This is a genomic window from Deltaproteobacteria bacterium (assembly GCA_020848905.1).
GTDB lineage: Bacteria > Myxococcota_A > Polyangia.
This window is the reverse complement of record JADLHG010000027.1, coordinates 1-23,304: the sequence shown is the minus strand read 5'-3', so window position 1 is coordinate 23,304 and position 23,304 is coordinate 1. Positions and strand designations below refer to the sequence as shown.

Below are 23,304 nucleotides of genomic sequence, written 5' to 3'. Positions count from 1 at the left end.
CGGGCGCCTCGCGGCCAATCCGACCATGCTTCATCGAGCAACGAGGTGTTTCTGTATAGGCCGCATCAGCGGCGCCGCCGGCGACGCGTTCCGAGCGTCACCGCCATTACCAGCGCGAGGAGCCCGACCCACCGCGCGGCGGACTCCTCGTCCCGCTCCGCGCCGAGCGTACAGCCGCAACCCGAGCTGAGGGTGCCGCCCACGGGCTTCTGACTGCTAGCGCCGCCGTCTGCCGGGGCGTCTCCGCGCGGGCCGATGGGGCCGCCCTCGCGCGCGTCCACCTTGCCTCCGTCGGTGGCCGCGCCTCCGTCGCCCGGACCCGCGTCGCCCGCACCGCAGCGCGGAGTGGTCCACGAGGGACGTTTGGCGAAGGCCTGCGCCAGATCGGCCAGCAGTTTCGGCCGCTCGCCGATGGCGAAGTCCCGGCCCGTGCCGTCGTCGTTACGGGTCCAGCGGTAGGGTGTGATGGCGCGGATCTTCACCTTGGTGGCGGGGTCCGCGTTGTGCGCCGCCGCCTCAGCGTAGAGCGCCTGGAAGTACCCCACGTCCGCGTCGGGGTAGCAGGCGTTGCCCCCCTTCACGTCGCACGCGTTGCCGCTCTCGGTGAGGAAGATCGGCTTGCCGGTGAGGCCCTCCGCCTCCATCACCCGGATGTAGTCCTTGTAGATGCGGAACTGGGCGTGCCAGGTGTCGTTCCAGGTGGTGGTGCCCGGGCACTCGTCGATGGTGGTATCGGTCTGGGTCGCTGCGCTCGTCACGAAGCTCGGGGCGAGCGCGCTCCCCGTCGGTGCGCGGGTGTACGCGTGCGCCGCCACTCCGTCGGGCGTGACGCCGCGTGCCTTGATGCGCTGGAGGATCGTGCGCAGGCTGGCCAGGCAGCCGGGCGAGTAGGGCGAGTTCGACGAGGCGAGCACCAGGTCGCTTTCGTGCCCCGGCAGGGCGTGGACCTTCTGGTGCACCGCCACGTAGCTCTGCGCGTAGAGGTCCGAGGTGCAATCGGGGTCGCTCTTGCCCGCGGTCACGTTCGGCTCGTTGCCCACGATCCAGACGTGGAGCTCTGCGCACTGCGAGACGTAGCTGGCGAAGGCCGCGGCGTATCGGTCCACGAGTGCGGGGTCGTGCGGGGTGTCCTGGCTACCGTCCAGGTCCAGGCGCTGGATCACCGACAGCCCCCCTGCGACCGCGTTGGCGTGGCAGTCGGCCGCAGCGGGCACCTGCGTGCCGACGTACTTCAGATCGGTGACCCACCCCTTGTCGCAGTCCGGGGTGGTCTTGAGGAGCCACGGGATCGCCTCGGCGTCGTGCATCCCGTTGAGAAGCGCGCTCTGTCCGGGCGGGGGCGCCCCCCGGGCTGGCATGGCGAGCGTGAGAGAGAGCAGGAGTATGGGCGCGGCCGTCGCGCGCACGCCAGGCAGACCCGAGGGTCGTGGGTCAGGGAAGGACGGTGAGCTGCTGCGGCGAGCGCACGCGCTGTCCGCTCCATTCGAGCTCGAAGTAGCCGCTTGCCCCGTCACCCGGGATGGTTACCACGAGGGTCAGACCGTTGTTGAGGACCTTTTTCGGCAGCGGGCGCCCGTTGTACCAGACGGTCACGTCGGTGGCGCCGCTCAGGGACAGGGTCACCTCGTCGCCGCGGCGCACGCTCGTCGGGCTGAAGGAGAAGCTGAGCCCGACCTGGGCCTGCGGCGCGGGGGCCGGGGTCGGCGCGGGCGCGGCGGTCATCCCTCCTTGAGACTGCTGCACCTCGGGGGCCGCCTGGTACGTCGGTCCGGGGGCCGGCTGGTAATGGTGCGCCGGTGGGGGCGGAGGGCCGGGCCGCGCGTACACGTAGCAACCGGTGAGTAGGCTTGCGAGAAAGAGGGCCGTCAGCGTGCGGGTCATGGTGCACCTCCGGCCGACGAGCATGGCGCCTGCCTCGGGCCGTCGTCAAGGCGCGCGCCTCGATGTGCCTCGACGTGTGCCTTAGCGCCGCCTCGGTGCCGCCTCGGTGCCGCCTCGGTGCCGGATGGGGGGCCGCGCTGACCCCCGACGCGCCGTTCGTACCCCCTGCGGGCGCCGCTCCCGGGTCGCCGTCGCCACCACCGCGCGCATGCACTCTCGACGAAACGGAGGGTTGCGCGACGCGCGGCCGCGAGCGCGCCTGGCACTCTGCCTGCAGTGCTGACTCCGCATGAACCCACACAAAGACCCCTCGATGGACCCCACGATGGTGATCGCCGACGACGACGCCGAGCTGCGCGCCGCGGTGGCCCGGATCCTTCGGCGCAGGTTTCCCGACGTCTTGGTCGTCGAGGCCGAGGATGGCGAGATGGCCCTCGACCTGGTGGACGATCAGGTCGTGTGCGTGGTCGCCGACGTGAACATGCCCTATCGGGATGGCTTCTCGGTCTGCTGGACCCTGCGCCACTCCGACGCCTTCGCCCCGTGGCACGACGTGCCGGTGATCCTCATGTCGGGGGCCTTCCACGACCGGCCGGCCCTCGAGCGGGCGTGGATGGCGGGGAGCGCGTTCGTCGTGCCCAAGCCCTTCAACGAAGAGCGGCTGGTGCGCGCGGTGGCGAGCACCACGGGGCTCGTGCCCGTGCGGCGCGAGACGCCTCCGGAGCTCCCGGCGCCGCTCGCGTTGCCCGCGATGCCGCGCCCGAACGTGGAGGCCCTGTGGCTGCCGGACGACCTCTTCCCGGAGCTGGTCTTCGATCGGCTGCGAAAGGCGTGATCCGCGCGCAGCAGCCGGGCTCCCTCGTGGCCCCTGCGGGCCCTCAGAAGGCCACGCCTAGGCCCACCGCGCCGTAGGCCGCCGCGTGGGCCAGCCGCTCCGACTCCACGGTGACCACGCTCAGCCCGAGTCCGCCGCGGGCCTCGGCGAAGAGCGCCGCGTAGAGCCGGACGCGCAGCGCACCCCCGGCCTCGAGGCGGAAGCCCAGGGGATCCGAGCCCTCGATGCGGCGTCCGCGCAGCATCACCGGCCCGCTGCCGAAGTGCCCCTGGTACCCGAGCGCGAGCTCCGCCTTCAGCACCACGTGGGAACCGAGGGGCAGCCGTCCGGTGGCGCCGAGGAGCGCGGCCACGCGGTGCAGGGCGAAGGCCTGGCCCGTGCTCGCGTCGTGCGCCGACTGCGCGTACTCGAAGGTCGCGCCGAGCCCGAGGTGTCGGTGCAGGCCGAGCTCGTAGCGCAGCGCGAGTCCGTGGGCCGCTCCGGAGAGGTCGAGGAGCGCCCCCGTCGCCTGGTAGCCGAGCCAGAGTTCGTGCCGCTCGGCGCTCGCGTCGTCGGGGCGCTGAATCACGAACTCGACCGGGCTCCCCTCGACGGGGACGTGCCCGGTCTGCGCACAGAAGCCCTCGTAGAAGCCGCGGCTGTAGGCCAGCCGGTAGAGGTCGCGCCGGAAGGTGGTGTCGAGGCTGCCCCCACGCTCCCCGAGCGCCGCGCGGGAAAAGGCGAGCGTCGCCACCGCGAGCCGCTCGCTCCCTCGCCCGATGCGCGCCTCGCGCTCGGCGTGGCGCAAGAAGTAGCCGCGCTGCCGGTCCACGGCCACGTCGAAGCGCAGCCCTGCCGCCTTGTGCAGGTCGGCCACGCGCACGCCGCGGTCATCCTCGAGATGAAAGACCCCCGAGAGCCCCTCGTCGAAGCGGAGGAGGCGCCCCGCGCGGGCCTGCCGCAGGTCCACGAGCGGTTGCCGGCGATTCGCCGCCGGAGGTCGCGCGAAGATGTTGAGCTTCGCCTCGGGGTGGGCGACGCGCGCGTTCGCCGCGGCGATGAAGGCGTGGAGCTCGCTGTACTCGACGCGGCCGTCCCCGTTCACGTCGGCGGCGCCGGAGAGGGCCGAGCGCAGCTCGTGGCTCAGGATCCCTCCCCGGTAGCGCGTCCATTCGTGGGTGGCCTGGTCCCCGCTCGTGGCCAGGATCACCCCCGCGTGAGGATACGCGGACAGGTCCTCCCGCCTCAGGAAGGCCCGCACCTCGTCCTCGTGGCTGTCGGCGGCGCGGTCGTCCTTCCACCCCCCGCCGCGGCGGCTGACGAGGAAATAGCTCTTGCACGCGTCGATGACGAGGTGCACGAAGCTGGCCTGCGAGGGGGCGAGGATGCGCTGGTAAAGGTCGCGGCGGCGCAGCCGGCTCGCGAGGAGGTTCACGTACCCCTCTCCCTGGGCGTCCACGTCCCCGTGCCCCGCGTAGACGAAGACCAGCTCCGCCGTGCCGCCGCCGCGCCGCACCCCCGCCATCTCCGCGTTCCAGCGCCCGAGGGTGGCGTAGAGCTCGGCTTCGGTCGGGGGGCGCACCTGCCCGATCGCCTCCGGGTGCAGCCGCGCCGTCTCGTCGTCGAGCACCGTGAGGAGCTGCACGTTCGGCGTGAGCAGCCGGAAGAGCTCGAGGTAGCGCAGCCCGTCGTCGTCGGCGTATCGCAGCGGCGTCACGCCGCGGTCCAGGCTGTGGTTGTTGGCGACGATCAGCACGTAGCGCCGATGCTCGGGGGCGGCGCGCGCGGGCTCTACGGTGGCGAGGCAGAGGAACGCGGCGGTGAGGGCCAGCGCGGGTCTCATGGTACGAGCCGGACGAGCAGGCTGCGCTGCTCCGTGTCGGGGAGGGGGAGGGCGCGTAGCTCCGCGAGCGGTGTTCGCGTGTGGCGCGCACGTTCGGTCGCTTGCTCGACCGCCCGCGCCGAGAGCGGTCGCGCGCTGAAGAGGGCGAAGAGGCGCACGAGGCCCGCTCGATGGTTCACGCCGAGGCGCACCGCCCGCGCGAGCGGCTCGTCCACCGCGTCGGGGCGCACGGCGAGGCTCTGCGTCTCCGGCGGGGCCGGGGCGTACCACTTCAGCGCGTAGCGCTCGTCGAGCCCGACGACGAAGAGGTGGCCGAGGCGCGACCGGTTGGTATACGCCAGCCGGAGCACCGCCCCGAGCGCGCACGAGGGGGGCGCCGCTCCGTCGGAGACGAGCTCGCGCAGCGCGTGACCTCCGTCGCCTCCCACGCAGAACGCACGCAGGTTGTGCTTGGCCTGGGCCGTCGCCGAGGGGACGCCGCTGCCCGCGGAGCTCCCCCGCGTCTGGAACTCGCCGGCCGAAGGTCGCGACGCGAGCTCCGTCGGGCGCAGGCGGGGCCAGAGCACGATGGCCGCGAGCCCCGCGGCGGCGAGAGCTCCCACGGCGCCGAAGAGCCATAGCCGTCGCGGCTTCTCCTCGGGAGTCAGGCGAGCGCGACCAAGGAGGCGCTCGCGCACCCGGGCCACCTCGGCGACCGACGGCTCGGTGATGGCGCGCGCTCCGCCGGCGAGCAGGCGCTCCGCCTGGACCACGCGGTTGTAGCGCGCCTGGCAGAGCTCGCAGCCCGAGAGGTGCTCGCGCAGGCGAGCCATCCGGCGCGGCGCGAGCGGCTCGTCGAGGAGGAGCCGATCGATCCACTTCGCGTAGGTCGTGCGGCAGCGGGCCGTCGGGTCGCGCGGGCTCATGAGGTCACCGGCAGCGGCCTCTCGCCGTAGCCCTCGAGGTAGCCCTTCGACTGCATGAACTTGAGGAAGCGCTTGCGCAGCTTCTTCTCGAGCGTGCGCGCCTGCATGTGCGAGAGCCCCGCCGCCTGCCCCGCCTGGAGCTGCGTCTCCTGGCGCTCGAAGCGGGCCTCGAAGAAGGCGCGGTCGGTCGCGACGAGCTCCTCCACGAAGTGCGCGTAGAGCCGCTGGAGCTCCTGTTGCAGGTAGTCGGCCTCGGCGGTGGGGCGGGGACCCTCGGCCCCGAGGGGCTCGGCCTCGTCGACCGCGTCGAGAGGGGGGACCTCGCCGCCGTCGCGCGAGTGCACGAGCTGGCTCATCGCCACCTCGCGTCGGCGGAGCTCGCTCAGCACCAGGTTGCGCGCGATGGCCGACAGGTAGCTGCGGTAGGGCGAGAGGCCGTCGTAGGAGAGGCGGGCCCGCTCCGAGAAGGCGCGCACGAAGGTCTCCTGCAGCGCGTTCTCGAGGTCGAAGGGCTGTCGGAACCCGCGGAATTCCAAGAGGCGGCCTCTGCTCGAGAAGGTGAACCCACGGGCCAGAAAGGCGGCCACGGCCGGGGCGTACTCGTCGTACACCCGCGCTAGCGCCTCTCTATCACCCCGGCGGAACAGCTCCAGCAAGCGCCGGTCGCCGCTCAACAGCGGCATGCCCAATCTCCCATACGCAGCAGGCCACCCGAACTGTCATGGGACCCTCAAAAAAAGCAAGGGTCGGCGGTCGTCGTGGACTTTGTCTCGTCGCGGCCACGGGTTGGCCGGACGAACGTTCTTGCTACGGAGATACGGAACGGTCGTCGCGACGCGTCCCGCCTACCGCAGGGCGCCTTCAATTTCACCAAGAGAGGATGATGATCAGGGTCAGGGCGAGGGCTAGCACCAGGCCGGCGATGGAGAGGACCAGGATCAGCCCGTTCTTGTAGCCCTGGCGGTCGTAGGTGTCCCGCGCCGCCAGGACCGCCTGGGCCTGGTTCTCGCGCTCGGTCATTTCGGCCCGCGTGGCGTCGAGACGCGCGTAGAGCTCGGTGAACTCGGGGGCCCCGACGCGTCCGGCGTCGAGCGCGCGACCGAGCGCCAGGAACTTCTCGGCCAGCTCCCGGTCGAGCTTGGTGATGGCGACCCCCTGCTGTCGCTTCTGCGCCGAGACGTCGCGCTTCAGCCCCGCGAGGGTCTGCCGGCCCGCGCCGAGCTCCTTCTGCGCCTCCTGCAGCCTTCCCCGCGCCTCCTGCAGCGTGGCGTTCAGCTGATCGATGGGGCCCTGCAGGCGCGCCACCTCCGCCGCTGCCGCTTCGCGTTGCTGTTCGTGGTCCCCGATCTGCACGGCGAGCTCGGCGGCCGCGCGCTGCAGCACCTCCTGCTGCGCCGGGTCCTGCGACTTGGCCTCGGCGGCCAGCTTGTCGTCCCGTTGCTTGGTGAAAGCCTTGACCTGGCGCTCGGCCTCGGCGAGGCGCCCCTTCACCGTACGGAGCTCGGTGTTGCGCTCGTTCAGCGTGGCCTGGGTCTGAGCTATCACCTGCTGCGCGTGCTGCGACCGCGCCGTGCAGTCCGCCTCGAGCGCGGCGAACTTCTGCTCCTCGCCCTTCAGTCGCTCGTCGAGCTCGGCCGAGCCCGCGTCGGCGGCCCCGCGCTGGTTCTCGAGGGCCTCGATGGCTTCCAGCTCGGCGAGCGCGCCGGGGTGACGGAGGCCGGTCTGCCGCGCCACCTTGCCCAGGTCGCGGAGCAGCTCCTCGAGCTTTCGCCCCTCGGCCTGGAGCTCGCGTTGAAAGTGCCGCGCCACCTGCTGGTGTCGCAGCCGGCCGCCCAGGACGTGGAAGAAGTAGGGCAGTCCGGCGAAGAAGTTGGCCGGGCTCGTGGTCGGCATCGCGGGCAGCTTCGCGAGCGCCTGTGCGGCGGTCAACCCGCCCACCGGCGTGCGGGCCGGCGGCGTGGGTCCGGGCGCGGGCTGAGATGGTGCGAAGGGCGCTGGCGCGGGCTGCGCTGGCGCGAAGGTCGTAGGCGCGAAGGGCGCTGGCGCGGGCTGCGACGGCGCGAAGGTCGTCGGCGCGAAAGGCGCCGGTTGCGGCGCGGGTTGCGACGGCGCGAAGGCCGTGGGCGCGAACGGCGCAGGCTGCGACGGCGCGGGTTGCGAGGGCGCGAACGCGGTCGGCGCGGTGGCTGCTGGCGCGGGGACGCCCTGGACCGGGGACAGCGTGGTAGGCGCCGTGGCGAGCGGTGGTTGCGGCGCCATGGGAGGACGCGCGGTCATCGGCGGCGGCGCGGTCATGGGAGGACGTGCGGTCACCTGCGGCGGCGGCGCGGTCATCGGCGGTGGTGGCGCGGTCATCGGCGGCGCAGACGGCCCGCGCATCCCCGTGGGGGCCGTCATCGGCGGGCGCGGGCCCGACGGCGTCAGGACGGACGTGGGAGCGCTGGGCGGCGGTGCGGGAGCCGGCGCGGGCGCACCCGTCGGCGCGGGTGGCACCGCCGGGCGCGCGCTGCCGGGCGGAGGCGCTCCGTCCTCGGTCGGGGCCACGTAGCCGAAGACGGTCCGCTTCCCCGCCAGACCTCCGTCGCTGCGGGGCGAGGGAACCGGTGCCACGGCTCCCGTCGGTCCCTTGGGCGCGAGACGCTTGCCGCAGAAGACGCAGTGGGTGACGTCGTCCTGAAGCTCCTTCGCGCAGAATGGGCAGAAGCGCATCTCAGCCTCGGAAAACCGACCAGCGGCGAGTCATGGTAGTGGCTTCGCCCCGGAGCTGTCAAACCGACCGCGGGCGGCCGGGCGGCGTCACCCGGCCCTTGGATCGGACCGGGTGACGTCAAGAACACCGATGGCCCGCGCCGCCCCTTAATCGCGCCGCCTCCAGACGAGCAACGCCGCGAAGACCAGCACGAGCCCGAGCGTGCCGTACGGCACCGCCCCGCCCACGGCGCAGCCCGAGACGTCGATCGCGGCCCGGATGTTGACCTTGATCTGGATCTTCTTCAGCGCGTCCAGGCACTGCTGGAAGCTGTTCGCGTACTCGATGAACTGCCCGTCGCAGAAGATCGCCCCGTCGTTCGTTCGGCAGTGGGACTTGCACCCGCCGGTCAGGCGCGTCGAGCAGTTCGTGTAGCGCTCGACGGTGTGGCACTTGAGCTGGCAGTCCATGTTCACCCGGGAGACCACCACGCCCCGGCAGGCGGGCTGGCACTTTTGCTGGCAGGTCATCGACGGGAGCACCGCCTTGCACTCCACGTCGCAGTAGCCGGTGCAGCTCGCGTTGCACGAAGCCCGGCATTGCGACTGATTGGCGCTCGTCGAGCACTTGGCGGAGCAGTCGGCGGCGCATTTACCGCCGCAGGAGGCCGTGCAGCTGAAGCTGCCGGGGTTGCCCTCGCACTCGGTGACGCAGTTCGAGGAGCAGACCTGGACCTCCTCCTCCACGACCTGGAAGGTGCACTGCGGGCCGCACTCCTTGAACAGCTCCTTCGCGCACGACACCTCCATGTTCACGGGCGTGCAGCGCGTCTCGCACTGCACCCCCGGTGGCTCGACTTCACACTGCACGCTCGGTCCCAGCGCCACGTTGCCGCAGGCCTCGAGCGCGCCGGCCCGGGCGATCCCCGGCGAGCCGACCAGCGTGGCGAGGGTCACGGTTGCCAGAGCTACTCCTGCCAGGCCATTCCTAAGCTGCATGCTCGTCCTCCGGTCATAGTTGCCCTGCAGGATAGCCCCGCGCCCCGGGTCTGCCCATGGCCGCCGTCACATCACGCGAGATACGTGGAACTTCTCAGTGGTCGAGCGTGTCGCGGACCTTGCGGGCGAGGGCTTGCGGCGTGAAGGGTTTGCTCAGGAAGCGCACGTTCTGAGGGTCGATGTCGGGGTCGCTCTGTCCGGCGTCGGCGTAGCCCGAGATGTAGAGCACCTTCAGCGAGGGCTGGAGCGTCGTCATGCGCCGTGCCAGCTCGTTGCCGCGGAGGTCGGGGAGCAGCACGTCGGTGACGAGCAGCCGGATGCTCGGGGCGTAGGACGAGAAGAGCTGCAGCGCCTCCTGGGGCGTGCGCGCCTCGAGGACGGTGTAGCCATACTGCCGGAGAATGCGGCGCGCGAGGTCGCGCACCAGCGGCTCGTCCTCGACGAGGAGCACGGTCTCCCAGCCCGGGATGACCTCCCCGAGGACGCCGGGCGCGCTGGTGACCTTCGCCGCCTCTTCCACTCGGGGCAGGTAGATCTTGAAGGTGGAGCCCTGACCCGGCTCGCTGAAGACGGAGATGTGGCCGCCGCTCTGCTTCACGATGCCGTAGACCGACGCGAGCCCGAGCCCCGACCCCTGGCCGAGCCCCTTCGTGGTGTAGAAGGGCTCGAAGACGCGCGCCCGCGTGGCGGCGTCCATGCCGCAGCCGCTGTCGCTCACGGCGAGGAGCACGTGGGGGCCGCTCGGGGATTCGGCGCTGCCGTGGATATGCTCGCCGGCGAGCTCCACGTTGGCGGTCTCGATGATCATGTGTCCGCCGCGGGGCATGGCGTCGCGGCTGTTGGCGGCGAGCTGCCAGATGGCGTGCTCGAGCTCGTGCCGGTCCACCTTCACCTGCCCGAGGGCGGGGTCGAGGCCGAGGCGCAGGTCGATGTCCTCGCCCAGGACGCGGCGGAGCATCTCGGCCAGTTCGGTGAGCACCGCGTTGAGGTTCAGCACCACGGGCTGCAGCACGAGCTTGCGGCTGAAGGCGAGGAGCTGCCGCGTAAGGGTGGCCGCGCGGTCGGAGGCGCCGCGAATGGCTTCGAGGTCCTCGCGCAGCGACGAGCCGGGCTCGAGCTCGTTCAGCAGCAGCGCCGTGTGGCACGAGATGACCGTGAGGACGTTGTTGAAGTCGTGCGCTACGCCGCCGGCGAGCCGGCCCACGGCCTCCATCTTCTGCGCCTGGCGCAGCTGCTCCTCGACCTGCACGCGATCGGTGACGTCCTTGGCCACCGCGCAGAGGGCCACCGGACGATCCCGGTCGTCGCGAATCAGCTTGGCGTCCACGTCCAGAAAGACCGGCCGCCCATCCTTGCGTCGCCCCTCCCAGGCCGTGCGGCGCATCCCGCCCCCGAGGATCTCCTGCAGGTCCTCCTGCCACCGCGCGTCGCCCTTCGTCGGGTAGAGGAAGTCCGGGTGCTCGCCCAGCAGCTCCTCGGCGGCGTAGCCGAAGATCCGGGCCGCCCCGTCGTTCCAGTACAGGACCCGCCCCTGCAGATCGCAGATCACGACCAGGTCTCCGAGCTGCTGGAGGATGCGCGCCTGGAAGCGCAGCAGGGCCTGGGGATCGCTCGCCTCCACGAGGGCGGCGAACCCGGTCCCCGTGATGGTGCCCTCCCCGCTCTGCACGGCGGCGGGGGGTCTTTCGGGCGGATGTCGAGCGTTGGACATGAGGGCGCGCTGACCTGTTCAGATCCATCGCCCGGGGCGGCCGTTCGTTAAGGGGACAGAGTGTCGCAGGAGAGGGGGTTTTTCTTAGGCCTCCTAAGGCGGGCCCTTACCTGGCAGCGACTTCCACGCGTTCGGAGAGGGCCGGACCCTGCGCGACTTCCCGGCTGGGCGGCAGGTAACCGTCGGGGTGGAAGCGCACGTGGAAGTGGTCCGCGTGCCCTGGCTCGTGGCGGATGAGGCCCTGGTTGTGGTTCTTCGCCCGAGGATACTGGAAGAGGCGTGCGAGCTCGCCCTTCGAGCTCCCCTGGGCCTTCAGGTACCGGTACAGCGTGCGTTGCAGCCGCCGGTCGAGAAAGATGAACTGCACCTCGCGCGAGCGGAGCAACGTCGAGAAGACGAACCAGGTCCGCTCGAGGTCCAGCGTCCAGGGGGAGGCCGGCGTCGAGAACTTGGTAGGTTTCCGAAGGATCATGCGTACATCGGCGTCCCGACCGGTGCGGTGCGAGCGGTGCGGCTTGAGCACGCCGCCGCGCTTGGCGCTGAGGTCGTGGACCATGATGGGGAGCGCGTCGGGGTAGCGCCGCTGGTATTCCCGGCCGAGCTCCGCCAGGCGGCTTACCGTGGTGAAGGTGCCCCACGCCCGGTCCGGATTCCGGACCATGAGCCCCGTGCTGCTCTCGAGCTGGTGGAAGCGGCGCCAGCGCCGATGGGCCGGGCGCGCGGGGCGGCGGACCTTGCCGGTGCGCCGCCCGCCCTTCGCGAGCTTCGCCCCCGCCGAACCCGGAAGGTCGTCGAGGGCCGAATCACTGGGCTGAGAAGCGTACGCAAGAGAACAAGAAAACAGCGAGATGATGAGAGCTTGGACAAACCGCATGTACATCCTCGTCGATACGTCGGACCGATATGAAGCACGGCGCGTGCCGGACCTGGCGACGATGTAGGCGTTTGTAACCCCTCGGATCGATGGGCGACGGGCTGCGGCGAGAAAATGGGGGTGTGGCAGCTAGCCTGCAGGCGGTCGGCTGCAGGGAGCGCGGGGCCCTCCCGCAGGCAGCCCGAGCTAGAGCTAGCCCCGGATCTGATACTTGGAGAGCAGTCGGCTGAGGTAGGTGCGGTCGGTCTGCGCCACGCGCGCCGCCTGGGAGATGTTGCCGCGCGTCTCCTTGAGGAGCGCCTCGAGGTAGGCCCGCTCGAAGGACTCGATGGCCGCCTCCTTCGCGTCCTTGAAGGAGAGGGAGAGATCTACCGGCGGAGCGTCGGGTTCGCGTGCGACCACCGCTGCGTTCACCGCCGCGGCGTGGACCACGTCGCCGAGCGCCACGCGACGCAGGTAGTTCCGCAGCTCGCGCACGTTGCCGGGCCAGGTGTGGCGCTTCAGCTGCTCGAGTTGCTCGGCGTCCAGCTCCGCGCCGCCGTCGAGCCGGAGCTCGCGCATCAGGTGCCGCGCGATGGCCTCCAGGTCGTCCGGGCGCTCGCGCAGCGCCGGGAGGTTTATCCGCACCACCGAGAGCCGATAGTAGAGGTCCGCGCGGAAGGTGCCGCGGTTCACCTCGGCCTCGAGGCAGCGGTTCGTGGCGGCCAAGATGCGGATGTCGAGCGGGATCTCGCGGCTGTCCCCCACCCGCCGGATGCTGCGGTTCTCGACCGCGCGGAGGAGCCGCGTCTGGAACTCCAGCGGGAGCTCGCCGATCTCGTCGAGGAAGATCGTTCCGCCGTTCGCGCGCTCGAAGGCCCCCTTGTAGTCGCTCACGGCGCTTGTGAAGGCGCCCTTCGCGTGGCCGAAGAGCTCGCTCTCGAGCAGGTTGGGGGGGATCGCCCCGCAGTCCACGATCACGAGCGGCCGGTCGCGTCGCGGGCTGGCGGCGACGATCGACCGCGCGCAGAGCTCCTTGCCGGTCCCCGTCTCGCCGGTGATGAGCACCGTCTCGTCGGTGGGCGCCACGCGTTCGAGGAGCGAGAAGATGGCGCGCATGGCGTCGGTCTGCCCGACGAGCTCGCCGAAGCCGTGCCGCGGGCTGAGCGATTCGGCCACCTGCTCGTCCAGCGTGTCGAGCCGCACCTGCGAGTTGCCGAGCGTCACCACCGCCCCCGGCTGCACGATCGCCTCGAGGACGCGCACCCCACCGACCCAGGTGCCGTTGCTCGAGCCGAGGTCCCGCAGGCGCAGCCCCTCGGCGGTGGCTCGCACCTCGAGGTGGATGCGCGAGACCGTGTCGTCGGAGAGCTGCAGCGTGTTGCCGGGCTGCGTGCCGAGGTGGAGCACGCGCTCCTGCACGGGCAAAGAGCGGCCCGCGTCGGGGCCCGCCACCACCTCGAGCTTCAGCTTGCGCCGGTAGCGGCGTTCGGTTCCCCCGTCACGGGGCGCGAGGATGCGGGTTTCGTCGTCGCGGCGGTTGGACATGCGGGAGCGAGCACGACTCGCCCTTCAGGCTAGCACAGAAAGACCCCCGCGGACGGTCGGGATCAGCTGCCGGTGCGGCCGCCACCGCCGCCGTGCGCGCCGCCGCCGATGGTCGGGCGGATCACCGGAGCGGGCGCGGGAGCCGGCTCGAAGACGCGCGGCATCTCGGTGTACTGGAAGTCGGTGAGGCGCAGGTGGCGGTAGCCCTGCGGCACCACCGGCTCGGAGGCCATCGCCTTGCCGCGGTACTGCACGATGTCGTTCTTGGCCTTCCAGGTGATGGCCAGGTCCACGGCGCCGAGGAGCCCGTCGGGGGTCACGTTGCGCGTGCGGATCCTCACCATGCGCGTGTTCCACGGCTGCACCACCATCGGCATGGCGCGCTGATTCAGCCGCTCCACGATCTGCTGCTTGATCATCTTGGTGCGCGCGTAGCGATAATTCTCGGCCTGGGCCACCGTCGGGACCAGCAGCGCCGCCGCCACGACCGGCAGCGCGAGGCTCTTGAGCACACGACCTACGTACATGACGTCCTCCCCTTGAATGGAAGTGGGTTGTCTTGCACCGCGAGGGTCGGCTCGCGCAAGAGCAAGGGCTCTGCCAGGCGCGGCGGGGGGAGGGCTCGGCCGGTCGACGCGACGTTAGCGTCGAGATGGTCGCGTCGTGCGCAGCCAGTCGTCGGAGGGCTCCGCGTGCGGGCTCCGACTTTGCTCCCGTCGCGGGCGGCGCCGCCAGGGAGCGCCGTCAGGGGCGCGGGGGTGCGCTCGGCAGGGCTCGCAGCGCCGCGCCGACGAGCTCCATGGTCGGCTTCTCCCGCTCCACGGTAGGCGGGGCGTCATTCCAAGCGGGCCAGCGAAAGCGGGGCGAGGCGAGCACCTCGGAGCCGAGCGCCACGACGACGCCGATCCCCTCGCTGACCTGCGACTCGCGCCCCTCGGTCGCGCGGTCGTCGTGCAGCACGGTGAGCGAGCTCGGGTCGGTGAACTGGAGGAGCGTCCACGGGAGGCGGAAGTGCAGCCGGGGCCCCTCGACGATCACCGCGTCCAGGCTCGTACCGCGGCTTCCCGCGGCCCGCACGCGCAGCTTGCCGATGTCCTGATAGCTGTTCGGGAAGAAGAGCGATCCGTCGTCGTTCAGGTGCTTGCCGTCGTTCATCCAGCGCACGAGCGTCCACGGTCCCCCGTCGGTGGCGATGGACTGGTAGCGCTGCGTCGGCTCCGAGGCGTGGTGCCAGATCCCGACGGTGTCGTAGGCCTGCGTGACGTAGAGGAGCGCGGTGTTCGGCGCGGTGTGGACCAGGGCGAACTCGACGCGTCGAGGGCTCTTCGTCCCCGCGGGGAGCACCGACTCGCCGAGCGCGTCGGCGTAGGTGTCGTAGCCGACCGTGAGGACCTCGCCGGCGCCGAGCGGCGAGGCCAGCTCGACCTCGACGTGGAAGTACTCGGCGTCGGCCGCCGCGCGAATCCGCCGGACGCGGCCCTCTCCCCGCGCCTCGGGCAGCCGCGAGAAGTCGGGGGTCGGGAGCTGCCACGCGATCATGCCGAAGTTCTGCTCGGGCGAGGTGAGGTTGTGCCAGATCGGGTAGCGGTCGCGCGGAAAGGCGACCTCGTCCACGATCCATGTCCGCTTCCACCACTCGTCGAACCAGACGAAGAGCATCCCGCCGGCGCACCCCGTGTCGTAGAGGTTGCGGATCAGCCGCGCGTCGTTCGTCCCCTGCTCCACCTCGTCGTTGCCGCCGTGGTTCGCCCCGCTGTGGCCGTTGTGGGCGTTCCCCCAGCTCGAAGGGACGCCGTACTCGCCGATGAGCACGGGGACGCGTCCGTAGTGCCGCTTGAGGTCCGTGAGATAGCCGACGTAGCTGTTCGGCCCCTGCGCGTCGCGGGCGCGCTGGTAGTTCGGATCCTCGCTGACGAAGTTCGGGTAGTAGGGGTAGGCGTGGTAGCTCATGAAGAAGCCCGCCGGGGCGTCGGCGAGCTGCATGTTGGCGAGGTCCACTCCGGCCGCATCCTCCCCGCTCTTGAAGTGGTTTTCCGTCGGGTGATGGAGCGGATCGAGGGTGGGCCAGCTCGACCAGCCGATCGGCCGCTGCGTGCCGTAGCGCTCGCGTTCGTAGACCACCACGCGGTCCATGCGCTCGGTGGCCCAGAGCTCCGTCGGGGTCCCCTTGGTGAGGCGCAGCGCCTGGCCGAGGTACGCGTCCCGTTCCTTGTGCGTACTGTCGGTCTTGTAGACCTCGGGGGGAAAGATCTCGCGGCCCGAGACCCACGCCATGACCCAGGGCGAGACGTCCACCCCGTAGGAGCCGTGGGCTCTGCCCTTGCGCTCCGGGATGAAGCGATTGCCGTGCACGCAGTCCACGACCTCCTTGCCCGCCTCGTCGAAGTCGTGCGTGAAGTCGTGCAGGTCGAAGCCGCCCGTCGGGTTGTCCTCGTCGAGCCAGATGCCTTGCAGGACGTAGAACGGTTCGTCGGGGTGGAAGTTGTTGTGCTCGAAGAGCGCCTCGTAGAAGCGCGGGTGGTGCAGGGTGTAGACGCGCAGGGCGTTGATTCCGAGCTGGCGCATGCGTTCGAACCAGCGCAGGTACTGGTCGGTGCTGATGGCGAGCTCGCCGGGGCGGGTCCCCGGGACCCCTACGCCGAGGTTCATGCCCTTGACGAAGGTCGCGCGGTAGCTCTGCCCGTCGAAGACCTCGAAGTAGTCCTCGGTCGCGCGGAAGGGGACCGGATAGAGCTCGCGCTCGGCTCCGCAGCCGAGGAGAAACGCGACGAGAAGGAGGGTCAGCCAGGCACGCACGGCGCACGTAGACGTTAGCACGGCCTGGGGGACCGGGCCGCGGTCCTGAGGGCCCTCACCGCAGAAAGAAGCGCAGCTCGAGCGCGAGGCTCACGCCCGTCAGGTCGAGCTCGGCGATCGGTTGCAGCGGCGGAAGGGGCGAGGCCGTGGACTCGAGGGCGGCGGTCTTCAGGTAGCGCAGGCGTGTCTCGAGGCCCAGGGCGAGCCAGGAGGTGAGCATGAAATCGGCTCCCGCGAGCAGGTGGAAGCCGCCGCCTCGGCCCGCGCGAAAGCTCGAGACCTGGCCCAGGTCGTAGCTCCAGAAGGAGCGCGAGAGGAGAAAGACCGACGGGCCGAGCGCCCCGTGGACGTAGAGGCGACCGAAGAACGGGTAGTAGCCGCCGACGAGGACGGGGAGCTCGAGGACCAGGTTCCCGTAGCTCACCTGGCCGCTCGAACGCCCCGTGGCGAGCCCCGTACCGGCCCAGGTGCTGAGCGTGGCGAGTCCCGCCTGCACCAGCACGTAGCGGGGGAAGTAGTAGCGGAGCGAGAGCTCGTGGCTCATGGTCCACGACGGTCGCGGCATCGGCTGGAGCGTGACCTGCGGGTTGTACTGCTGGATGCGCAGGAGGTAGTCGTCCACGCCCTGGTTGAAGGCCGAGAGCCGCGCCGAGCCGAAGCCGGCCGACAGGCCGAGGGCCAGCCGGTGGGGGCGGGCGAAGGGGGGCGTCGGATCGGCTCCGGCGGCGGGCTCCGGCGAAGCGAGCGACAGCCCACACGCGAGGAGTATCCACGCCGGCCGGAGCATCGTGTCCCAGCGTGGCGGCCGGGGGGCAGCCTGTCAATAAATCAGCGAAAAGTTGACCTATTGGGGTGGGGTCTATAATGACCGGGTGGGGTGCTTCACGCGGATTCTCGGCGCGAGCGTGCTCGCGGCGCTGCTGCTACGGCCGAGCGCCGCCGCCGCCGAGGAGACGCTCGCGGATCCCACCCCCTCGTACCGCTACCAGGAGGACGGACAGCTCGAGCTGCTCGTCTCCTCGGCTCTCGAGGTGCCCGCCGAGCTCAGGTGGTGGGGGCTCGGCGCCGACGGGCGACGGACCCGCGAGACGGGAAAGCGGCGGCTCGCTCTCGTGCGCGGCGCGAACCGCGTGCTCTTGAAGGTGGGGCGCGGGAGCGGGCACATCCTCGAATACCGCCTGGGCGGGCAGCTCCATCGGCTCGTGGCGAACCGCGGGAACTGGTACGCGGGACCGACGCAGGTGGCGGTGCAGCAGACCTCGACGCCGGCGGGCCTCGGTAGCGGGCTCTGCCGCGCGGCGGACCTCCTCGTCGCGCGGGGCTTCACCGCGCGGGTTCTCGCGGGTCACAAGCGGGCGGGTCTCGAGCTCGGGCGCACCCTCGGTGACGAAGGGGGGCACGGGGTTCGCGTCGGGGCCCAGGCGGCCGTGGTGCTGATCGCTCGGGGGAGCGTGGGGTCGGTGCTGCTGACGCTCGGGCAGCGCGTGGCGGCGAGCAAGCTCGAGTACTGGGACTACGCGCTGACGCTCGAGCCGCAGTTTCGCCGCTACGTGATCCCGCTGCCGCTCTTTCACGCACGCGTGCCGCCCCAGAAGGCGCTCTCGGCGATCCTGTCGGTCTCGATGCGCGCCACGGCGCCGGCGGCCGAAGGGGACGTGGTGGACGTGGAGTACATCGGCTTCACGGACCAGTCGGTGCGGCTGCGGGCCACGCGCGTAGGGGCCATGGTGCAGCTCGCGGTGAGCGGCACGGCGCGCGGAGCGAAGACCCAGGTGACCCTGGCCGACCGGCAGGCCTACCGCCGCATCGTCGCTCCCGGCCGCGGCGGACAGGCGCGCGTCGAGGACCCGGCGGCGCGGCGCGCGTGGGTCTGCACCGCCCCGGAGGCCGAGCGAGCGCGGGCCGTCTGCGACCCCCCCGACGCGCCTCAGTCGAGCTACGCCCTCCTCTCCGAGGGGCGAGAGCCCGTGGTGGTGGACGACTTCTCCACGCGCACCCCCGTGAACGCCTTTCGTCAGCCGATCACCGTCTTCGGGGCCACGATCCCGCTCGAGCTGGCGATGGAGGTCGAGCGACGCCCCTCCGGGCTTCGCATCCGCTACTTTCCGAGCACGCCCAAGGACTACCTGGGCTACTTCACGCCGCTCCCCGCCGAGCTGCCGAAGGGGCTCGAGAGCCTGGAGCTCAAGGTGCGCGCCAAGCTCCCGCTCGACGCGGTGGAGATCGGCCTACGGGACCGCACGAACCGCGAGCCGAAGGTGATCCTCGCCACGTACGCCGAGCCGGCCGCCGACGGCTGGGTTCGGGCGCTCATCCCGCTCGAGGCCTTCCGGGCGGGGCTCAGCGAGCTCGGGGGCCCGCCGCGCCTTCTCGCCCTGCGGCGCGTCTCGCTGATCATGCTCTTTGCGGGGCGCCTCGTGACGCACGAGGTGGAGCTCGGTCGCGTGCAGTTCGTGCCCGCGCGCGCGCCGCTCGCCGTGGCGCGCTTCGACGGCGAGCCGGCGGACAAGACCGCGCTCGGCGGGGTGATCGTGGTGGAGGGGCGGCACGGAGCGCGCATCGGCTACCGACGCCACCGCAGCGGGCAGAAGGGGCAGGGCCTCGCCGTGGAGGTGCGCTCGGTGGGCGAGAAGGGCTACGCGCTGGTCGGGCTGGGCCTCGGGCGAGTGAACGTGCGCGGCTACCGCACGCTCACCTTCTGGGTGCGGGGCGAGCGCGGAGGTGAAGACGTCGCGCTCTATCTGAACGACGGTCGTCGGCGGGCGCGCGTGCTGCTCTCGAGCCAGGTCACGCTGACGCAGAGCTGGCAGCGCGTCTCGGTCCCGCTCGCGCCTCTCGCGCGGCAGGTGGACCTCTCGGCGCTGAAGCAGGTGGTGATCGCCTGGGAGGACCGGCTGATCGAGCGCGAGACGCTCTTCTTCGACGAGTTCACGTTCGAGTGATGCGGCGCGCCCTCCGTCTCGCACGCCGTCGCTGTCTCGCCCGACTACTGGTCGTGACGCTCCTCGGCGCGGGCGCGGCGGCGCGGGCCCAATCGGATCGCGACGTGGCTGCTCTCGAAGCGCGGCTCGAGCTCCACCCCGAGGACGTGGACCTCCGGCTCCGCCTCGCGACCTGGCTCTCGTGGCGCGGAGAGCGCGGGGAAGCGCGGCGCCACGTGCTGCGCGTGGTGACGCAGGTCCCGCGCTACTGGGACGCGCAGCTCCTGCTCGCGCGGCTCGACGCTTGGGAAGGCCACTACGCCGCCGCCAAGGCTCGCGCCGAACAAGTCCTTCGCGCGGCCCCCGACAGCCGCCCCGTGCTCTGGCTCTTGCTCGACATCGCCATCTGGGCCGAGCGTCCGAAGGAGGCGCTGCGGCTCGTCCACGGCCTCCTCGCGCGCGAGCGCAGCGCCGAGCTCTACTACCGGCTGGCGCTCGCCGAGCAGCAGCGGATGCGCGGTCTCGCCGCGTATCGCGCGACGCGCCGGGCGCTGGCGCTCGACCCCCTGCACCGGGGCGCCGCCGGGCTGCGCGAGGAGCTGCGGCTCGTGCAGGTGGACCTGACCTACGAGCTGGACGTCTTTCCCATCCAGAGCGACCGCTTCGCCCACGGTGAGCTGCTATCGGTGAGCGTCTTGCCGCGCTCCTTCTTCAGCGGGGTGCTCTACCAGGAGCTGCGCTACCGCTTCGGCACGTGGAACCACCGGCTGCTGCTCCAGCTCGACCTGCGTCCGCTGAAGTGGCTCACCCTCTCGGCGGTCGGGGGAGGAGCCGCTCCGGCGGAGGCCGTCCCGCGCGCCACGGCGTCGGTGCAGGGCTTGGCCCGCCTCGGTGGCGAGTACGACGCGAGCCTGCGCTATCAGTACGACCGGCTCCCCTGGGCCGGGGATCTCCACACGCTGCGCTTCGGCGGTGGCGTGGCGTTGCCGCGGGGCTTTCGCGCCGAGGCGGCCTACCTCCTCGGGATGCTGGCCCACTGCCGCCAGGTGGACGTGCTGCACGCCCTGCACCTGAAGGGGATCTTCGAGCACCGCCGGCTGCGCGCCACCGTGCAGTACGGCTACGGCAGCCAGCTCGACCGTCCGACGCTGCGCACGGCCCCCACGGGGCAGGTGGACGCCTCCGGCTGTCCGACGGGGAGCGCGGTGAATCCGGAGCCGCCGCTGCTCGACCTGCGCTCCCACGACCTGGGCTTCGACCTCTACGTGCAGCTCGTGCGCAGCTTCGGCGTGCGGGGGGGCTACGACCTGCAGCTGCGCTTCAATGGCACCGAGGCGCACCTCGTGCACGTCGGGGGGCGGTACTGGTTCTGAGGGCGGTTCGGGCGCCGACGCGGCGGCGGGGGCGGCGAGGCTTACTGCGCGACGGCGTGGGTCGGGAGGCTGAGCGACGAGCTGCGGCCGACGCGACCGCTCGTCGCGATGTTGGTCGCCGCGGCGCCGCTCACGGCCTGAACCTCTTCCATGCCGATGAAGACCTGCTCGCGCGAGCCGAGCAGGTCGCCGCCGATCTGGAAGGGCGCGCCGTTCGGGGCGTGGATCGACACGGCCGAGCACTGGAAGTCCCAGAGCCGCTCGTGGGTGAACTCGCCCCGGAAGAGCGCCGGCAGCTTCGAGAGGATGGCGTACGCGCCCATGTTCGCGATGCGGAGCTGAAAGCGGTCCTGACGCAGCCCCGCCTGCGGGAAGAGCTTCAGGCCCAGCCCATAGAACGGAATCGTGGAGGCGGCGGCGATGGCCACCGGGCCGCGGTAGAGCACCTCGCCCCGCGGGATCGGCCGTCCGATCGGGCGCCCCTGCAGGTCCATGCGGCGGGCCGGCGCGCCTTCGTTGCGCACGATGACCTCGGGGGGCTCGTTGAACATGTACCGCCACACCGACCGCGTGCCGATGGCCAGCGCGTAGCCCGGGGCCCCCTTGCCGAGGGCGCGCAGCGGGGTCTTCTCGAGGCCGTCCTTCACCGCGTTGTAGTCCTGCAGCACGAGGCCATCCAGCCCCACGCCGGCAAACGGCGCGAGTCGCCCTTCCACCTTGAGGACGGAGAGGGAGCGGCGCGCGTCGGGGCTGTGCGCCCGGTGCAGGTCGGCCACGATCCCGGCGAGGCCACGCGGACCGGCGCCCAGCGTGTCGGCGAGCGCGTTGCCGGTGCCGAGGCGAAGCACGCCGAAGGCCGGGGGGCGCGCGGGGTCGAGCGCCATCACGTCGCTGGCCACGCGGGTAAACGTTCCGTCTCCGCCGCCGCAGAGCACCACGTCGTAGCCCCGATTCACGATCTGCCGCGCGATGAACTCGGCCTGCTCGAGGGACTGGGAGACGTACAGGGTCTCGTCGGCCAGCACGCGCCGCACGTCCGCGATGAGCGCGTCGTTGACGGCCTTGGCGTTCCCGTTGAGCACCACGGCCACCTTGGGGCGATCCGTGCTGGGGGCGGAAACGGGGCTGGAAAGCAGCGGGTTTGTCATGGCGAAACTCCTGCGCGGCTTAGCTAGCAAGCTGCGGGCCAGTGCCGGGCCGCTGACAGGTGCATTAGATTACAGCACGTTACGACGCCCGGCGACCGGGGCTGGGGCCGGCCCGAGCTTTGGGTGCGAAGCTCTCGACGCACTGCAACGCACTGCAGCGCGGAAAATGGTAGGACAGATGACACATGGGTGACACATGTCACACCCGATTCTCTCCGATCATTGGATAGGTTGGCTATGTTTCGGCCCCAGCGGGGGGCCTGGGCAAGCTCTTTCGCACCCGTCCCCGGGACCGCACCCGACCGGCGCGTTACCCGGGTGGCGGCGCCTCGGGTAGCGCTTCGCAAGAGATCGACCTCCCCAAAAAAGATTAGTGATAATCGGGAAGAAGCGCCTCGACGGCCACGGCCCTCTTGAGCGGCGTGCCCCCCGCCCCAAAGGAAAGCGTGGGCCTGGCGCCGGAGCCCAGCCGGCGAAAGAGCTCGAGCGCCTGGCTCTTCGACAGCCGCGAGAGGTCCTGCCCGTCCACCGCGACGAGCCGCTCTCCCGTCCTCACCCCTTGGCGCTCGGCGTCCGAGCCCTTGAAGACGTCGAGCACCACCATCCCCTGCTCGGCCTGCGCCGCCTTACAGAAGGAGAAGCCGGGGAGCAGGTAGTCCTCGCTCGTGACCGAGGGGCGGCGGTACGTGCGGAGCTCGAGCTGCTCGGCCGGGTAGTCGAAGGTCACGGCGGCCTCGCGCAGCCAGTTGTTGCCGAGGAGCAGATCGATGCTGCGGCGGGTCTCCTGGTTGAGCGCGCTGAAGAAGGCGGGGTCGTCGATGACCAGCGCCGCCAGGCTCGTCACCTTCAGGCCGCCCACCTTCAGGTCCTTCAGCCGCACCACCTTGGCCTGGGTCTTACCGTTCACGAACGATACCGACTCGCAGCAGAGCGCGGGCCGCCCGGCCTCGCCGAGACGCTCGAGGAGCCCGCGGCTGACGACGCTCATCGAGGCCCCCGTGTCGATCATCGCGGGTAGGGAGCGCCCCTCGGTCTCCACCGTGACGAGGAAGCGGGTGGCCGGCACCTCGAGGAGCGCGCCGCCGGGGAGCACCGCCTGACCGCCGCCCACCACCTCGGCAGGGACCACGAGCTTCGCGTCCACCTCCTGCGCCGGAAGCTCGGCCTCGTCGGCGAAGAGCGCCATCGTGCGTGCCCGGTGGTCGAGGCCCACGCGAAAGAAGCGCAGGAGGTCGCCGCCGACGAGCCCGGCCGGCGGCTTGTCCACGCACGGCCCGTTCTCCGAGAAGAGCGCGGCCACCCCCACCTCGCGCTCGGGAAAGGCGAGGCCAAACGCGCCGAGGGTCACGACCTGGCGCCCGGCCGCGAGCGTCGGGTAGGCGTTCCGGGAGAGGAGCGTGAGGGGCGCGCCGGTGTCCACCACGGCGAGCTGCTCCGCGACGTCGTTCACGCGGAGCGGAATGGCGGGGGTGTTGGCGATGAGCGTGACGGCGATGGGCTGCCCGGGGACCCCGTCGTACCGAACGGACTCCCCACACCCCAGCCCGAGGAGGACGACCAGCGCCGCTGAAAAACGACGAACCACCGCGGCAGTATAGACGGTTTCTCGTGCGGACTGGGCGCTCCGTGCGAGCGGAAGCCGAAACAGCCGGCGCCCCTAAGGACACCAGGGCAATCGAGTTCTGCGGATGGAAGAGACCGGGGAGGGCCTAGGGCGCTCGTGACGCGGGCCCTGGCGGACGCCGCCGCTTGCATGGGCCGGCAGCGGGGCAGAGTGGGCCGGCGCAAGCGGCGGCTCGGGCCCTCGCGCCAGCCGCGGAATGG

The 23,304-nt window shown here is 71.4% G+C and carries 19 protein-coding genes; 4 read left to right on the top strand and 15 right to left on the bottom strand.

The features are described from left to right. Positions 1-65: 65 nt before the first annotated feature. Entirely contained in the window at positions 66-1,358 is a 1,293-nt protein-coding gene (locus tag IT371_10955; protein MCC6748170.1) for a hypothetical protein, read from the bottom strand. A 73-nt stretch (positions 1,359-1,431) separates the two neighbouring features. Then, a complete protein-coding gene (locus tag IT371_10950) occupies positions 1,432-1,881 on the bottom strand; it encodes a hypothetical protein (protein MCC6748169.1) in 450 nt (149 codons plus the stop codon). Between the two features lie 289 nt (positions 1,882-2,170). Between IT371_10950 and IT371_10945 the strand changes: the two genes are divergently transcribed. Beyond that, the gene (locus tag IT371_10945) at positions 2,171-2,716 is read left to right on the top strand and encodes a response regulator (GenBank protein MCC6748168.1); all 546 of its coding nucleotides are present in this window, start codon (positions 2,171-2,173) and stop codon (positions 2,714-2,716) included. Positions 2,717-2,759: 43 nt separating this feature from the next. On the opposite strand, the gene IT371_10940 is transcribed toward IT371_10945, so the two are convergent. The 4 genes from IT371_10940 to IT371_10925 form a co-directional block, all read right to left on the bottom strand. Next, positions 2,760-4,538: a hypothetical protein gene (locus tag IT371_10940; GenBank protein MCC6748167.1), complete on the bottom strand. Its 1,779-nt coding sequence runs from the start codon at positions 4,536-4,538 to the stop codon at positions 2,760-2,762. Next, positions 4,535-5,443: a hypothetical protein gene (locus IT371_10935; protein MCC6748166.1), complete on the bottom strand. Its 909-nt coding sequence runs from the start codon at positions 5,441-5,443 to the stop codon at positions 4,535-4,537. The genes IT371_10940 and IT371_10935 overlap by 4 nt, the downstream gene beginning before the upstream one ends. Then, complete coding sequence (locus IT371_10930) at positions 5,440-6,126, bottom strand: sigma-70 family RNA polymerase sigma factor (protein MCC6748165.1); 687 nt, start codon at positions 6,124-6,126, stop codon at positions 5,440-5,442. Before IT371_10930 ends, IT371_10935 begins: the two co-directional genes overlap by 4 nt. Before the next feature lie 184 nt (positions 6,127-6,310). Further along, entirely contained in the window at positions 6,311-7,336 is a 1,026-nt protein-coding gene (locus IT371_10925) for a hypothetical protein (protein MCC6748164.1), read from the bottom strand. Between the two features lie 226 nt (positions 7,337-7,562). Here IT371_10925 and IT371_10920 point away from each other — a divergent pair, with 226 nt between their 5' ends. Next, the gene (locus IT371_10920; protein MCC6748163.1) at positions 7,563-7,991 is read left to right on the top strand and encodes a hypothetical protein; all 429 of its coding nucleotides are present in this window, start codon (positions 7,563-7,565) and stop codon (positions 7,989-7,991) included. Between the two features lie 308 nt (positions 7,992-8,299). Here IT371_10920 and IT371_10915 read toward each other — a convergent pair whose 3' ends face one another. From IT371_10915 to IT371_10885, 7 genes are all read right to left on the bottom strand, one after another. Further along, positions 8,300-9,130 carry a hypothetical protein gene (locus IT371_10915; GenBank protein MCC6748162.1) on the bottom strand — a complete coding sequence of 277 codons (831 nt, stop codon included), beginning with the start codon at positions 9,128-9,130 and terminating at the stop codon, positions 8,300-8,302. 94 nt (positions 9,131-9,224) lie between these two features. Beyond that, positions 9,225-10,841, bottom strand: a complete 1,617-nt coding sequence (locus IT371_10910; GenBank protein ID MCC6748161.1) for a PAS domain S-box protein — start codon at positions 10,839-10,841, stop codon at positions 9,225-9,227. A gap of 106 nt (positions 10,842-10,947) precedes the next feature. Further along, entirely contained in the window at positions 10,948-11,715 is a 768-nt protein-coding gene (locus IT371_10905; GenBank protein ID MCC6748160.1) for a penicillin-insensitive murein endopeptidase, read from the bottom strand. Between the two features lie 192 nt (positions 11,716-11,907). Then, positions 11,908-13,242: a sigma 54-dependent Fis family transcriptional regulator gene (locus IT371_10900; GenBank protein MCC6748159.1), complete on the bottom strand. Its 1,335-nt coding sequence runs from the start codon at positions 13,240-13,242 to the stop codon at positions 11,908-11,910. 62 nt (positions 13,243-13,304) lie between these two features. Further along, positions 13,305-13,769 (bottom strand): hypothetical protein, encoded by a 465-nt coding sequence (locus IT371_10895; GenBank protein MCC6748158.1) that lies wholly within the window; start codon positions 13,767-13,769, stop codon positions 13,305-13,307. Positions 13,770-13,986: 217 nt separating this feature from the next. Continuing rightward, the gene (locus IT371_10890) at positions 13,987-16,038 is read right to left on the bottom strand and encodes a hypothetical protein (protein ID MCC6748157.1); all 2,052 of its coding nucleotides are present in this window, start codon (positions 16,036-16,038) and stop codon (positions 13,987-13,989) included. Between the two features lie 55 nt (positions 16,039-16,093). Beyond that, on the bottom strand, positions 16,094-16,825 hold the full coding sequence (locus IT371_10885) for a hypothetical protein (GenBank protein MCC6748156.1): 732 nt from the start codon (positions 16,823-16,825) through the stop codon (positions 16,094-16,096). 52 nt (positions 16,826-16,877) lie between these two features. Here IT371_10885 and IT371_10880 point away from each other — a divergent pair, with 52 nt between their 5' ends. Together IT371_10880 and IT371_10875 are read left to right on the top strand one after the other, a co-directional pair. Continuing rightward, the gene (locus IT371_10880; protein ID MCC6748155.1) at positions 16,878-18,980 is read left to right on the top strand and encodes a hypothetical protein; all 2,103 of its coding nucleotides are present in this window, start codon (positions 16,878-16,880) and stop codon (positions 18,978-18,980) included. Beyond that, positions 18,980-20,332, top strand: coding sequence for a hypothetical protein (locus IT371_10875; GenBank protein MCC6748154.1), 1,353 nt, complete (start codon positions 18,980-18,982; stop codon positions 20,330-20,332). The genes IT371_10880 and IT371_10875 overlap by 1 nt, the downstream gene beginning before the upstream one ends. Before the next feature lie 41 nt (positions 20,333-20,373). On the opposite strand, the gene IT371_10870 is transcribed toward IT371_10875, so the two are convergent. Next, positions 20,374-21,480 carry a diacylglycerol kinase gene (locus IT371_10870; protein ID MCC6748153.1) on the bottom strand — a complete coding sequence of 369 codons (1,107 nt, stop codon included), beginning with the start codon at positions 21,478-21,480 and terminating at the stop codon, positions 20,374-20,376. Between the two features lie 370 nt (positions 21,481-21,850). After that, entirely contained in the window at positions 21,851-23,065 is a 1,215-nt protein-coding gene (locus tag IT371_10865; protein ID MCC6748152.1) for an aspartyl protease family protein, read from the bottom strand. Positions 23,066-23,304: the final 239 nt, after the last annotated feature.

What these genes read in the sequence shown, in the direction of transcription:
- IT371_10955 (MCC6748170.1), bottom strand. Translation starts at nt 1,358, where the DNA reads ATGCCAGCCCGGGGGGCGCCCCCGCCCGGACAGAGCGCGCTTCTCAAC.
- IT371_10950 (MCC6748169.1), bottom strand. Translation starts at nt 1,881, where the DNA reads ATGACCCGCACGCTGACGGCCCTCTTTCTCGCAAGCCTACTCACCGGT.
- IT371_10945 (MCC6748168.1), top strand. Translation starts at nt 2,171, where the DNA reads ATGAACCCACACAAAGACCCCTCGATGGACCCCACGATGGTGATCGCC.
- IT371_10940 (MCC6748167.1), bottom strand. Translation starts at nt 4,538, where the DNA reads ATGAGACCCGCGCTGGCCCTCACCGCCGCGTTCCTCTGCCTCGCCACC.
- IT371_10935 (MCC6748166.1), bottom strand. Translation starts at nt 5,443, where the DNA reads ATGAGCCCGCGCGACCCGACGGCCCGCTGCCGCACGACCTACGCGAAG.
- IT371_10930 (MCC6748165.1), bottom strand. Translation starts at nt 6,126, where the DNA reads ATGCCGCTGTTGAGCGGCGACCGGCGCTTGCTGGAGCTGTTCCGCCGG.
- IT371_10925 (MCC6748164.1), bottom strand. Translation starts at nt 7,336, where the DNA reads ATGCCGACCACGAGCCCGGCCAACTTCTTCGCCGGACTGCCCTACTTC.
- IT371_10915 (MCC6748162.1), bottom strand. Translation starts at nt 9,130, where the DNA reads ATGCAGCTTAGGAATGGCCTGGCAGGAGTAGCTCTGGCAACCGTGACC.
- IT371_10910 (MCC6748161.1), bottom strand. Translation starts at nt 10,841, where the DNA reads ATGTCCAACGCTCGACATCCGCCCGAAAGACCCCCCGCCGCCGTGCAG.
- IT371_10905 (MCC6748160.1), bottom strand. Translation starts at nt 11,715, where the DNA reads ATGCGGTTTGTCCAAGCTCTCATCATCTCGCTGTTTTCTTGTTCTCTT.
- IT371_10900 (MCC6748159.1), bottom strand. Translation starts at nt 13,242, where the DNA reads ATGTCCAACCGCCGCGACGACGAAACCCGCATCCTCGCGCCCCGTGAC.
- IT371_10895 (MCC6748158.1), bottom strand. Translation starts at nt 13,769, where the DNA reads ATGTACGTAGGTCGTGTGCTCAAGAGCCTCGCGCTGCCGGTCGTGGCG.
- IT371_10885 (MCC6748156.1), bottom strand. Translation starts at nt 16,825, where the DNA reads ATGCTCCGGCCGGCGTGGATACTCCTCGCGTGTGGGCTGTCGCTCGCT.
- IT371_10875 (MCC6748154.1), top strand. Translation starts at nt 18,980, where the DNA reads ATGCGGCGCGCCCTCCGTCTCGCACGCCGTCGCTGTCTCGCCCGACTA.
- IT371_10870 (MCC6748153.1), bottom strand. Translation starts at nt 21,480, where the DNA reads ATGACAAACCCGCTGCTTTCCAGCCCCGTTTCCGCCCCCAGCACGGAT.